Origin of the sequence: Enterobacter sp. D2 (assembly GCF_034427575.1) — a bacterium.
Lineage (GTDB): Bacteria > Pseudomonadota > Gammaproteobacteria > Enterobacterales > Enterobacteriaceae > Enterobacter > Enterobacter cloacae_M.
Window position 1 is genome coordinate 115762 of sequence record NZ_JAXQPP010000003.1, and the last position, 13408, is coordinate 129169.

At 56.4% G+C, this 13408-nt stretch carries 12 protein-coding genes; all 12 read right to left on the reverse strand.

Translation table 11 applies throughout. The features are described 5' to 3' along the window. Positions 1-54: 54 nt before the first annotated feature. The 12 genes from murG to ilvN all read right to left on the reverse strand — a co-directional run bounded on the left by murG (position 55) and on the right by ilvN (position 13408). A complete protein-coding gene (murG, locus tag SPG90_RS15995; RefSeq protein WP_126303572.1) occupies positions 55-1119 on the reverse strand; it encodes an undecaprenyldiphospho-muramoylpentapeptide beta-N-acetylglucosaminyltransferase in 1065 nt (354 codons plus the stop codon). After that, positions 1116-2360 (reverse strand): cell division protein FtsW, encoded by a 1245-nt coding sequence (ftsW, locus tag SPG90_RS16000; protein ID WP_023310395.1) that lies wholly within the window; start codon positions 2358-2360, stop codon positions 1116-1118. The genes murG and ftsW overlap by 4 nt, the downstream gene beginning before the upstream one ends. After that, entirely contained in the window at positions 2360-3676 is a 1317-nt protein-coding gene (murD, locus tag SPG90_RS16005; RefSeq protein ID WP_045355138.1) for a UDP-N-acetylmuramoyl-L-alanine--D-glutamate ligase, read from the reverse strand. Before murD ends, ftsW begins: the two co-directional genes overlap by 1 nt. 2 nt (positions 3677-3678) lie before the next feature. Beyond that, entirely contained in the window at positions 3679-4761 is a 1083-nt protein-coding gene (gene mraY, locus SPG90_RS16010) for a phospho-N-acetylmuramoyl-pentapeptide-transferase (protein WP_008501985.1), read from the reverse strand. After that, entirely contained in the window at positions 4755-6113 is a 1359-nt protein-coding gene (gene murF / locus SPG90_RS16015; RefSeq protein WP_322408232.1) for a UDP-N-acetylmuramoyl-tripeptide--D-alanyl-D-alanine ligase, read from the reverse strand. Before murF ends, mraY begins: the two co-directional genes overlap by 7 nt. Further along, a complete protein-coding gene (gene murE, locus SPG90_RS16020; RefSeq protein WP_048979011.1) occupies positions 6110-7597 on the reverse strand; it encodes a UDP-N-acetylmuramoyl-L-alanyl-D-glutamate--2,6-diaminopimelate ligase in 1488 nt (495 codons plus the stop codon). The genes murF and murE overlap by 4 nt, the downstream gene beginning before the upstream one ends. Further along, the gene (locus SPG90_RS16025) at positions 7584-9350 is read right to left on the reverse strand and encodes a peptidoglycan glycosyltransferase FtsI (RefSeq protein WP_126303574.1); all 1767 of its coding nucleotides are present in this window, start codon (positions 9348-9350) and stop codon (positions 7584-7586) included. Before SPG90_RS16025 ends, murE begins: the two co-directional genes overlap by 14 nt. Positions 9351-9365: 15 nt before the next feature. Beyond that, the gene (ftsL, locus tag SPG90_RS16030; protein WP_008501989.1) at positions 9366-9731 is read right to left on the reverse strand and encodes a cell division protein FtsL; all 366 of its coding nucleotides are present in this window, start codon (positions 9729-9731) and stop codon (positions 9366-9368) included. Then, on the reverse strand, positions 9728-10669 hold the full coding sequence (rsmH, locus tag SPG90_RS16035) for a 16S rRNA (cytosine(1402)-N(4))-methyltransferase RsmH (protein WP_021240527.1): 942 nt from the start codon (positions 10667-10669) through the stop codon (positions 9728-9730). Before rsmH ends, ftsL begins: the two co-directional genes overlap by 4 nt. A 2-nt stretch (positions 10670-10671) precedes the next feature. Continuing rightward, entirely contained in the window at positions 10672-11130 is a 459-nt protein-coding gene (gene mraZ, locus SPG90_RS16040) for a division/cell wall cluster transcriptional repressor MraZ (protein WP_021240528.1), read from the reverse strand. Between the two features lie 599 nt (positions 11131-11729). Then, positions 11730-12737: a catabolite repressor/activator gene (gene cra, locus SPG90_RS16045; protein ID WP_008501993.1), complete on the reverse strand. Its 1008-nt coding sequence runs from the start codon at positions 12735-12737 to the stop codon at positions 11730-11732. Between the two features lie 179 nt (positions 12738-12916). Next, positions 12917-13408: an acetolactate synthase small subunit gene (gene ilvN, locus SPG90_RS16050; RefSeq protein WP_023310389.1), complete on the reverse strand. Its 492-nt coding sequence runs from the start codon at positions 13406-13408 to the stop codon at positions 12917-12919.

Sequence of the window (13408 nt, forward strand, 5' to 3'; positions counted from 1 at the left end):
TCTAAACGCCATCGACTACTTAAAATTCGTGCAGCGCAACACGCGCTGCGAGGGTTAAGCCTGGGCTGCCAGGCTCACTTCTTTTGCCACCCGTTCCGTCGCATCAGGGATAGCGGCCGCGCGCGCGCGTTGCGCCATCTCCAGCAGTGCGTCTCTGTTCCAGCCCGCCAGGGTGGTGGCTACCGCGTCGGCGGTAAATTGTGGCTGCTCAAATATCTTCGCGGCACCGGCTTTCTCAAGCGGCAGCGCATTCCAGTACTGCTGTCTGTCTTTGTGCTGGAACGGCACAAACAGGGCCGGCAGACCCGCGGCGGCGATCTCGCTCACCGTCAGCGCGCCTGAACGACAGACCACGACATCGGCCCAGGCATACGCTGCCGCCATGTCGTCGATAAACTCTGTGACTTTATGCTGCGGCTGGCCTTCGCCTGCGTACGCTTGCTCAACGGTCTGCTGAGCGCCTTTTCCGCTCTGGTGCCAGATCGTCACGGTATCCCCCAGCTTTGCGGCAACCTGCGGCATCGTCTGGTTTAGAATGCGTGCGCCCTGAGAGCCGCCGACGACCAGTACACGAACCGGCCCTTCACGGCCCGTCAGGCGAGCATCCGGCAGCGGCAGCGCCAGCACGTCCACACGCACCGGGTTACCCACCACGTCCGCTTTCGGGAACGCGCCGGGAAACGCCTGCATAACTTTGGTAGCGATTTTCGCCAGCCACTTGTTGGTCAGTCCGGCAATACCGTTCTGTTCATGCAGAACAACGGGAATGCCTAACGACCACGCCGCCAGCCCGCCAGGACCCGAGACATAACCGCCCATGCCCAGCACCACATCTGGCTTAAAGCGCTTCATGATGGTGCGCGCCTGACGCCAGGCGTTAAAAATACGCACCGGTGCCAGCAGCATAGCCTTGAGGCCTTTGCCCCGAAGGCCGGAAATACGAATAAAGTCGATCTCAATACCGTGCTTCGGTACCAGATCGGCTTCCATGCGGTCTGCGGTTCCCAGCCAGCGTATCTGCCAGCCCTGATCCATTAAATGGTGCGCAACCGCCAGTCCCGGGAACACGTGTCCACCGGTACCGCCTGCCATCACCATTAACCGCTTCGGTTGATTCATCGTGAACCTCGTGTAAACGCCTGGGCTTTTTCCAGACGCGTTTCATAATCTATGCGCAACAAAAACATGATGGCCGTCGACATAATCAACAGACTGGAACCACCATAACTGATCAACGGCAACGTCAGACCTTTGGTCGGCAGCATACCCGCTGCGGCCCCGACGTTAACCAATGCCTGGAAGCTAAACCAGATGCCAATTGAGCAGGCTAAGAATCCTGAGAAGCGGTGATCGATCTCCAGCGCTTTCCGCCCGATGGACATGGCGCGGAAAGCGACGAAGAATACCATTAATAGCGCTAATACCACACCGATATAACCCAGTTCTTCCGCAATAATGGAGAAGATGAAGTCAGTATGCGCTTCCGGTAAATACTCCAGTTTCTGTACCGAGTTACCCAGCCCCTGTCCCCAGACTTCACCACGACCAAAGGCCATCAGCGACTGCGTCAGCTGATAACCGCTGCCGAACGGATCTTCCCACGGGTTCCAGAACGAGGTTACACGGCGAATACGGTAAGGCTCGGCGAGGATCAGCAGCACAACCGCTGAAATCCCCATCCCGATGATAGCGATGAACTGCCACAGCTTCGCGCCCGCCAGGAACAGCATCGCCAGGGTGGTAACGAACAGCACGACAACGGTACCGAGGTCAGGCTGCGCCAGCAGTAATACCGCCAGCACCAGAATCACGCCCATCGGTTTTAAGAAGCCGCGCAGGTTGTTACGCACTTCATCTACCTTACGCACCAGGTAGTTAGCGAGGTAACAGAACAGGGAGAGCTTGGTAAATTCCGCAGGCTGAATGCGCAGCGGGCCAAAGGCGATCCAGCGTGATGCGCCGTTAACAGAGCTCCCCACCACCAGTACGATCAGCAGCATAATAATCGAGGCGATCAGCATCGCCGTACTGTGCCGCTGCCAGAACTCCATCGGCAGACGCAAGGTCACCAGCGCCAGGCAGAACGCCAGGATGATGTAAAGACCATCACGCTTGGCAAACAGGAAAGGATCGTTCGCCAGACGCTGCCCGACGGGCATTGAAGCTGACGTGACCATAATGAAGCCGACCGCCGCCAGCCCCATCGTGAGCCAGAACAGCGTGCGATCGTACATGACCAGGCTGTCGTTATCTTTTTGACGAGAGCCCATCACCCAGCCTTTGAGCGCCGCAAACACCCATGCAAGGATCCCAAATCCTGGCAGGCGCGGCATTTTCAGGCGAGGGAGAGATAAACGCATTAGCCTAACTCCTTCGCCAGGCGGGTAAAGACATCACCACGCTGTTCGAAATTCTTGAATTGATCGAGACTGGCGCAGGCCGGAGAGAGCAGCACCATATCGCCTGGCTTCACGCGAGGGGCAATCAGCCGCATCGCCTGTTCCATGGTTTCGGTTTGCTCGGCAACCTCAGGGCGCAGTTCAGCCAGCTCGCTGCCGTCACGGCCGAAGCAGTACAGGCGGATGTTATCTCCGGCGAGATACGGCTTCAGGGAGGAGAAATCCGCTGATTTACCGTCGCCGCCCAGCAGTAAATGCAGGGTGCCGTCAACGTGCAGACCGTTGAGCGCGGCCTCGGTGCTGCCCACGTTGGTGGCTTTGGAGTCGTTGATCCAGCGCACGCCGTTGTGCTCCAGCGCCAGCTGGAAACGGTGCGCCAGACCAGAAAACGTGGTTAACGCTTTCAGGCTGGAGGAGCGCGGAAGTCCTACTGCATCCGCCAGCGCCAGCGCCGCCAGGGCATTGGTATAGTTGTGCTGACCTGAGAGCTTCATCTCTTTCACGTTCAGCACTTTCTCACCCTTCACGCGCAGCCAGGTTTCGCCCAGCTGACGGTTCAGGTGGTAATCCCCCATCGTGATACCGAAGCTAATACAGCGATCGTCTGCGCCACGCACCGGCATGGTTAGCGCGTCATCGGCGTTAACAACGCAGACTTTGGCATTTTCATAAACGCGGAGCTTGGCGGCACGGTACTGCTGAAGACCAAATGGATACCTGTCCATATGATCTTCAGTCACGTTGAGGATCGTCGCAGCCGCAGCGTGCAGGCTGGAGGTGGTTTCCAGCTGGAAGCTGGAAAGCTCGAGAACATACAGCTCGCAGCCTTTGTCCAGCAGCATCAGAGCGGGTAAACCAATGTTACCGCCAACGCCGACGTTCATTCCCGCCGCTTTAGCCATTTCACCCACCAGGGTGGTGACGGTGCTTTTACCGTTAGAACCGGTAATGGCGATAACGGGCGCCTGCGCTTCGCGGCAGAACAGCTCGATATCGCCGACAATCTCAACGCCCGCATCCGCGGCAGCGCTCAGCGAAGGATGCGCCAGCGCCATACCTGGGCTTGCGACAATCAGATCGGCTGCCAGCAGCCAGTCATCATTCAGACCACCAAGGTGGCGTTCAACCTGTTCCGGCAGTTTGTCCAGACCCGGCGGAGAGACACGCGTATCCATCACGCGTGGCGTCACGCCGCGTGCGAGGAAAAAGTCCACGCAGGAGAGCCCCGTGAGGCCCAACCCGATGATAACGACTTTTTTGCCCTGGTAATCTGCCATGATTAACGTACCTTCAGCGTTGCCAGGCCAATCAGCACCAGCATCAGCGAAATAATCCAGAAGCGCACAATCACGCGCGGCTCCGGCCAGCCTTTCAGTTCATAGTGGTGGTGAATCGGCGCCATACGGAAGATGCGCTGACCGCGCAGCTTGAAGGAACCGACCTGCAAAATCACCGACAGGGTTTCAACCACAAACACGCCGCCCATGATCACCAGCAGGAACTCCTGACGCAGCAGTACGGCGATAATGCCGAGCGCACCGCCCAAAGCCAGAGAACCGACGTCACCCATAAAGACCTGCGCCGGATAGGTGTTGAACCACAGGAAGCCCAGCCCCGCGCCGACAATCGCCGTACAGACGATCACCAGCTCACCCGCGTGGCGCAGATAAGGGATGTGCAGATAATTTGCAAAGTTCATGTTACCGGTGGCCCACGCCACCAGCGCAAAACCGGCGGCCACAAAGACGGTTGGCATAATCGCCAGACCATCCAGGCCGTCGGTCAGGTTAACGGCGTTGCCGGTACCAACAATCACAAAGTAGGCCAGCAGGATGTAGAACAGCCCCAGCTGCGGCATCACGTCCTTAAAGAACGGCACGACCAGCTCGGTGGCTGGCGTGTCTTTGCCTGCCAGATACAGCGCGAAAGCAACGCCCAGCGCGATCACCGACATCCAGAAATACTTCCAGCGCGCGATCAGGCCCTTAGTATCTTTGCGGACGACTTTGCGGTAATCATCAACAAAACCGATGATCCCGTAACCCACCAGTACCGTCAGAACGCACCAGACGTACGGGTTGGAGGGATACGCCCACAGCAGCACGGAAACGACGATGGCAGTCAGGATCATGATCCCGCCCATCGTCGGCGTGCCGCGCTTGCTGAAGTGCGATTCCGGACCGTCGTTACGCACAACCTGGCCGAAAGAGAGTTTTTGCAGACGGGCAATCATGCGCGGGCCCATCCACAACGAGATGAACAGCGCAGTCAGCAGGCTGACGATGGCGCGAAACGTCAGATACGAAAAGACGTTAAAGCCTGAATAATATTTGACCAAATGTTCGGCCAGCCAAACTAACATGTCCCGTTCTCCTGTAATGCGTGCACAACCTCTTCCATGGCGGCACTACGTGAACCTTTCACTAACACAGTCACAATTTGTTTTTCTGTAATCAACGCCTTAAGGCGCGCTATCAACGCGCTTTTATCAGCAAAATGCTCGCCAACGCCGCTGGCATGGCTAATCGCCTGGCTCAGTTTTCCTGCGCTCAGCACGCAGTCCAGCCCCGCCGCTTTCGCCGCTTCACCGACCTGGGTATGGCAGGCTTCGCTTTCGTCGCCCAGCTCTGCCATATCGCCCACCACCATGATGCGATAGCCCGGCATTTCAGATAACACCTGCACCGCCGCCGTCATTGAGCCAACGTTCGCGTTGTAGGAGTCATCCAGCAGCAGCTTGTTTTCCGAAAGCTGAATCGGGAACAGACGCCCCGGCACGGCTTTCAGGTTCGCCAGCCCGGTTTTAATCGCTTCATGCGACGCGCCCACCGCCGTCGACAACGCCGCCGCCGCAAGCGCATTGGCGATGTTATGGCGACCCGGCAGTGGCAGCAGCACATCAATGCCACCCGTTGGGGTGGTGAGGGTGAACTCCGTACCGTGCGACGTCACGTGGATATTGGTCGCGGTAAAATCACTGTTGGCCGCATTCGGCGAGAAGCGCCAGGTTTTACGCGAACCAATGATGCTTTGCCAGTTCAGCCAGTCGTTGTTGTCGGCGTTCAGGATGGCGATACCGTCATCCGGCAGGCCGGTGTAAATCTCACCTTTGGCTTTCGCTACGCCTTCCAGCGAGCCAAAACCTTCCAGATGCGCCGCCGCGAGGTTATTCACCAGCGCGGCTTCCGGGCGAGTCAGGCTCACGGTCCAGGCGATTTCGCCCTGGTGGTTCGCCCCTAACTCGATCACCGCAAATTCGTGTTCTTTAGTCAGACGGAGTAATGTCATCGGCACGCCGATGTCATTATTGAGGTTGCCCGCGGTATAAAGCGTATTCCCGCACTGGCTGAGGATCGCCGCCGTCATCTCTTTCACCGACGTCTTGCCTGATGAACCGGTCAAGGCGACAACGCGAGTAGGGACCTGCTGACGAACCCAGGCGGCCAGCTCACCGAACGCGAGACGCGTATCTTTCACCACAATTTGTGGCAGATCGATATCGAGCCTGCGGCTGACGATCAGCGCACCAGCGCCGTTCTCTTTGGCCTGTTCCGCAAAATCATGTGCGTCAAAACGCTCGCCTTTCAGCGCCACAAACAGACAGCCTGCGGTGATTTTACGGGTGTCCGTCGTTACGGCATCAATGGTCAGGTCTTGCCCGTAGAGGTCGCCCTGCAGAATAGCAGCGGCCTGGCTTAACGTGATGCTAATCATGCCACGACTCCCAGCAGGCGTGCTGCCGTTACGCGGTCCGAGTAGTCCAGACGGCGATTGCCAACGATCTGATAATCTTCATGGCCTTTGCCCGCCAGCAGAACAACATCATTCTCCTGCGCCTGCATGATGGTGTTGGTCACGGCTTCCGCACGCCCTTCCACCACGCGAGCGCGGCCCGCGTCCAGCATGCCCGCCAGAATGTCATTAATGATGGCGCGCGGCTCTTCGGTACGCGGGTTGTCATCGGTCACAACCGGAATATCTGCAAACTGCTCGGCAATAGCCCCCATCAGCGGGCGTTTGCCTTTATCGCGATCGCCGCCGCAGCCAAACACGCACCAGAGCTTACCGGCGCAGTGCAGGCGCGCCGCCTCCAGCGCTTTTTCCAGCGCATCCGGCGTGTGGGCATAATCCACCACGACGGTCGGTTTGCCCGGCGCGCTGAACACTTCCATACGGCCGCAAACAGGCTGCAGACGCGCTGAGGTTTTCAGCAGTTCAGCCATCGGATAACCCAGCGCCAGCAGCGTTGCCAGCGCCAGCAGCAGGTTACTGACGTTAAACGCCCCCATCAGGCGGCTTTCAATTTCACCTTCCCCCCAGGAAGAGGCAAAGCGGATTGTCGCCCCGCTGTCGTGATAATTCACCTCAACCGCCTTCAGCCAGCGGCCGTGGCAGTTCGGATTGATATGGTCTTCCATCGACACCGCAACCGCATCCGGCAGCTTCGCCAGCCAGCGGCGGCCCACTTCGTCGTCGGCGTTGATGATGGCTTGTCCGTAATGGTGAGTAGAGAACAGCAGCCATTTCGCGGCTTCGTAATGCTCCATATCACCGTGATAATCAAGATGATCGCGGCTCAGGTTGGTAAACACGGAAGCAGCAAATTTCAGCGCCGCGACGCGGTGCTGAACCAGACCGTGCGAAGAGACTTCCATCGCAGCAAAGGTTGCCCCCTGCCCTGCCAGACCGGCAAGCACATGCTGTACGTCTACCGCCGAGCCGGTGGTGTTTTCCGTCGGGCTCACTTTGCCCAGCAGGCCGTTACCCACGGTACCCATCACCGCACCGGTTTCACCCAGCAGCTGGGCCCACTGCGCCATCAGCTGCGTGGTAGTGGTTTTACCGTTGGTACCCGTCACGCCAACCAGGCGCAGCTGGTCGGAAGGTTCGTGATAAAAACGCCCCGCCAGCGCGGAAAGACGCTCGTTTAACTGGCTGAGATAGATGACCGGCACCCCGTGCATTTCACGGATCTCACCGTCGGTTGCCTCATCTTTGGCCTCAGCAATAATGGCAGCCACACCTTGCGCAATCGCCTGCGGGATATAACGACGCCCGTCCGCCTGATGACCGACCACCGCCACAAAAAGATCGCCAGAAGCAGCCACGCGGCTGTCCAGTACCATCTCTCGCAGTGCTCGCTCCGGTGCATTTGGCACCCACGGAGCGAGAAGGTCGCGCAAATTACGATCTGCCACCTGTACCCTCGCCTTGATTAATTACAAATTCACTTTTTTCGCCCGTCGCCAGCGCATCCGGCTCGATGTTCATGGTGCGTAACACGCCGCCCATGATAGCCCCGAACACAGGCGCGGAGACGGCGCCGCCGTAGTATTTACCCGCCTGTGGATCGTTTATCACGACCACCAGCGCAAAACGCGGATTGCTTGCAGGCGCAACGCCTGCGGTATAGGCAATGTATTTATTGATATAGCGGCCGTCCGGCCCTACTTTTTTCGCCGTACCGGTCTTGATGGCGATGCGATAACCTTTGATTGCCGCCTTCACGCCGCCGCCGCCGGGCAGCGCTACGCTTTCCATCATATGAACAACAGTACGGACGGTTGATTCCGGGAAGATACGCTCGCCGGGAACCGGTGGATCAACTTTGGTAATCGACAGCGGACGATAAATGCCATAGCTGCCGATCGTTGCGTAGACTCGCGCTAACTGTAACGGTGTCACCATTAGCCCGTAGCCGAAAGAGAAGGTGGCCCTCTCTATGTCAGACCACCGTTGTTTTTGAGGATATAAGCCACTGCGTTCTCCGACCAACCCCAAATTGGTCGCCTTTCCAAGCCCAAAACGTGAGTAAGTCTCTACTAACGCTGAGGACGGCATCGCTAACGCCAGCTTTGAAACACCGACGTTACTCGACTTCTGTAACACCCCGGTCAGGGTCAATTCGCTGTAGCGCGCCACGTCTTTGATTTCGTGGCCGTTAATTCGGTATGGAATGGTATTCAGTACGGTGTTTTCATTGACGATACCGCGCTGGAGTGCAGTCATGACCACCATCGGCTTAACGGTCGAACCCGGTTCGAATACGTCGGTGATGGTACGGTTACGCATAACATCCTTCTGCGTACCGGTGAGATTGTTAGGGTTGTAGGAAGGGCTATTGGCCATCGCCAGCACTTCACCCGTGTTGACGTCGACTAACACGGCACTGCCCGATTCCGCTTTGTTGAAGGCCACGGCGTTGTTCAGCTCGCGGTAAACCAGCGCCTGCAAGCGCTCATCGATACTCAGCGCAAGGTTGTGTGCCGCCTGGCTGTCCGTAGAGGAAATATCCTCGATCACGCGACCGTAGCGGTCTTTACGCACAATGCGTTCGCCCGGCTGGCCGGTTAGCCATTTATCAAAGCTTTTTTCGACGCCTTCAATCCCCTGGCTATCTACGTTAGTAAAGCCAATGAGGTGAGCAGTCACTTCGCCGGAAGGATAGTAACGACGAGATTCTTCACGCAGATGGATCCCCGGCAGCTTCAATTTTTTGATGTAGTCTGCCATGTCAGGGTTCACCTGACGTGCCAGATAGATAAACCGCCCTCGCGGGTTCGTATTTACGCGTGAAGCTAACTGGTCCAGCGGCATCTTCAGCGCATCCGCAAGGGCCTTCCAGCGGTTATCAAGCGTGATCCCGCCAGCATCATGCAGTTCTTTAGGATCGGCCCAGATCGCCTTCACCGGCACGCTCACCGCCAGCGGACGACCCGAACGGTCGGTGATCATCCCGCGGGATGTCGACACTTCCTGGACGCGCAGGGAGCGCATGTCGCCCTGGCGCACCAGCATGTCAGGGGCGATGATTTGCAGCCAGGCCACGCGTCCCAGCAGAAAACCCAGAGCGAGTAAAATGCAGCCGCAAAGCAACGCAAAACGCCAACTGACAAAGTTGGCCTGTTCTTCCTGACGTTTTGGTTTTAGCGTTTTTGCCGCTGCTTTCATGCGTCGCGTTTTCCCTTATTTTTGTACTACGATATTTTCCTGCGAAGGATCAACATGCTGCAGTTGCAGCTTTTCCGTTGCGATCCGTTCAACCCGGCTGTGATCGCCGAGCGCGTTTTCTTCAAGGATCAGATTTCGCCATTCAATATCCAGCGCATCGCGTTCCAGTACCATCTGCTCGCGTTGCGCAGTCAATAAACGTGTATGGTGGGCGGTGGTCACCACCGTAACTGCCGTGACAATGATGCAAATGAACAGACAGAGTGGCAGTTTCCCAAACCGCAAAAGATCGTCGCCGATCACGCCAGGCAAGGCATGGCGCTCGTTGCTTCCTAACGAATCCTTAACTTTGCTTAGGGTCTCTGTCACTCTGCCGATCATGCGTTCGTCCTCTCTGCAACACGCAGCACTGAACTACGGGCGCGTGGATTCTCTGCCACTTCTTCTTCGCCCGGCATCAACTTGCCTAATGCTCGCAACTGACGGCCACCCAGCTTCCTGAGTTGTTCTTCCGTCATCGGCAGCCCCGCTGGCACCTGTGGACCGCGGCTTTGTTCACGCATAAAGCGTTTCACAATACGGTCTTCCAGCGAATGGAAGCTGATGATGGATAACCGCCCACCCGGGGCCAGCACGTCGAGCGAGCTTTTTAGCGCCAGCTCTATTTCCTCCAGTTCACTGTTTACCCAGATGCGAACCGCCTGGAAGGTACGGGTCGCGGGATGTTTGTGCTTATCCTTCACCGGTGTCGCCGCCGCGATCACCTCAGCCAACTCTTTGGTGCGGGTCATTGGCTCAATGCGATTGCGCTCAACGATGGCGCGCGCAATACGTTTGCCAAAGCGCTCTTCGCCAAACGTTTTGATGACCCATGCTATGTCTGCTTCGTCAGCGGTCTGTAACCACTCAGCGGCAGACTGACCGCGCGTCGGGTCCATCCGCATGTCCAGCGGACCATCACGCATAAAGGAGAAACCACGTTCAGCATCATCAAGTTGGGGTGAAGAGACGCCAAGATCTAGAAGAATCCCGTCGATCTTGCCCGTCAGGCCGCGCTCGGCAACATAATCCGCGAGCGCAGAGAAAGGTCCATGCACGATGGAAAAGCGTGGATCATTGATGGTCTGTGCAACGGCAATTGCCTGCGGATCGCGATCGATTGCCAGCAGACGTCCTTCCTCTCCAAGCTGGGAGAGAATCAAACGCGAGTGACCACCGCGACCAAACGTGCCATCAATGTAGATGCCATCCGGACGAATATTCAGACCGTTAACGGCCTCGTCCAGTAACACCGTTTTATGTTTATAATTTTCCATCATATTTATAGAGACAAGTCCTGCAGCCGTTCCGATAATGTCGCGGAATCAGACTGCTCAGCGTCGATATCTTCCTTGACCTGTTGATACCAGGTCGTTTCATCCCACAGTTCAAACTTGTTGAACTGCCCGACCAGCATCACTTCTTTGGTCAGACCGGCATGTTGCCGCAACACAGGCGCAATCAGTAATCGCCCTGCGTTATCCATCTGACATTCACTGGCATGTCCCAATAAAAGCCGCTGCACGCGGCGTTCCTGCGGGTTCATGCTCGACAGTCGCGACAGCTTTTGCTCAATAATTTCCCATTCAGGCAAGGGGTAAAGCAGCAGGCAGGGGGAGTTAATGTCAATGGTGCAAACCATTTGACCCGCAGCGTTCTCAATCAGCTGGTCGCGGTATCGGGTTGGTACCGATAAACGCCCTTTGCTGTCGAGATTGACTAACGTAGCTCCACGGAACATGCCAGTCTCACCCCTCCTCACCACTTTAACCCACAAATTCCCACCTAAAGGAGTTTACGGAGCGAGGGAAAAGCTTGTCAAGCCAGGACTCTCCCTATAAGGACCCGAAAGCCCTCTATTTACAGAGATAAACAGTCCTGGTTAATAACTGCACAACTGGCGAGGCAAAATTAACGTTATGAATATTTGTAAGAAAAAAACCGAATATGCACACTAGCGTTAAAGCTCACTCAATATCATCGCAGATAAATATAAAGTGTCAGTTTGCGACGCGGGCAGCATTTTATGACAGATTCTCAGGGGATAACAGCGCCAGATTCACTCGGGCACCCGGTAAGCGCGGCGGTTGCCACTTAAGCTGACAAAGGAGGAGCAAAAACGTCTGAATATTCATCGGCCGAAGAGGGTTTGTAACAAATTAATACAAAGATGGCTGTTTAAAATCGCCCGGACGTTCTTTAAAGGGCCAATTTAAAAGCAGGAATGAATTAAGAAAATAGGCGATTAGGATTTCTCAAGAATTATCCTAATTTCTCTCCGGGAATTATGCGCACGAATTATCGCAACAAAATGGGGCAGATTTCGCCGCCCCAGTCATTTCATTTTTGGCGGCTTAAAATTCCGCGATGGTAGAGATTACGTTTGATCCGCGTCAGGCCCGGCTTCGGTTTGCGCGGCTCATCCAGACTTGCCAGCACAATCTCCAGCACGCGTTCAGCCACATCGCGGTGACGCTGTGCTACCGCCAGCACCGGGCACTGGAGGAAGTCGAGCAGCTCGTTATCCCCGAACGTGGCAATCGCCAGATCGGAGGGCAGTTTACCTTCACGGCGTAAGGTCACATCCATGACGCCCTGCAACAGCGCAAACGAGGTGGTGAACAGCGCCTGAGGCATTGGGTGCGTTTCCAGCCATTTTTCGAACAGCTGCGCCGCGGCTTCACGCTCGTAGCTATTGGCATAGAGGTAGTGGACCTCGCGCGGATCGTCTTTCCAGGCGGTTCTGAATCCCTGCTCGCGCAGGAAGCTCACGGAAAGCTCGGGCAACGCGCCAAGATACAGCACTGTCTCTGCGGGGAACGTTCTCAGCTCTGCGGCCAGCATTTCTGCATCATCCTGATCCGCACCCACGACGCTGGTGAAATGCTCGCGATCGAGCGCGCGATCCAGCGCAACGATTGGGAACGGGTCGTTCGCCCAGCGCTGGTAGAACGGATGCTCTGGCGGCAAGGAGGTCGACACGATGATTGCATCCACCTGGCGCTGGAGGAGATGCTCAATGCAGCGCATCTCGTTGTCGGGCTGGTCTTCCGAGCAGGCAATCAGCAACTGATAGCCGCGCTGGCGCGCCTGACGTTCAAGATAGTTGGCGATACGGGTATAGCTGGTGTTTTCCAGGTCAGGGATCACCAGACCAATAGAGCGGGTACGCCCGGCACGCAGACCGGCTGCGACAGCATTCGGATGGTAGTTATGCTCACGAACCACCGCCATAACTTTTTCAACGGTCTTGTCGCTGACACGGTACTGCTTTGCTTTACCGTTAATCACATAGCTGGCCGTTGTTCGTGACACGCCGGCTAGCCGGGCGATTTCATCCAGTTTCACAATTGCCCCTTAAAAAAAGAAAAGAGTCCATGGCCCTGTCAAGGTTATGGTTAAATCTTTTAACATCTAAACGCAGAAAAGCCTTCGCGGCAACCGCTTTTATCTGCGTTGTCGGCTGATTACGCAAAAAAAAGCCCGGCTTTGGTGACCGGGCAGAAAGAGGCGAACCTTTTTGACAACTAACGCATGATTTTCTCGCCGCGTGACAGACCCACAACCCCCGATCTCGCGACCTCGACAATTTTTGCGACATCCCGCACGGACGCCAGGAAAGCATCCAGCTTGTCGCTTGTACCGACCAGCTGAACCGTATAAAGAGAAGGCGTGACGTCGATAATCTGTCCGCGGAAAATATCCGCATTGCGTTTGACTTCATCACGCCCGTAGCCGCTGGCCTGGATTTTCACCAGCATGACCTCACGTTCAACGTAGGCACCTTGCCCTAGCTCGCTCACGCGCAGTACGTCGACCAGCTTATGCAGCTGTTTTTCAATTTGCTCAAGTACTTTGGCATCGCCGACGGTTTGGATCGTCATGCGCGACAGCGTCGGGTCTTCCGTCGGGGCAACGGTCAGGCTTTCAATGTTATAGCCGCGCTGCGCAAAAAGGCCAATGACGCGCGACAGTGCGCCAGACTCGTTTTCCAGTAAAACAGATAATATCCGGCGCAT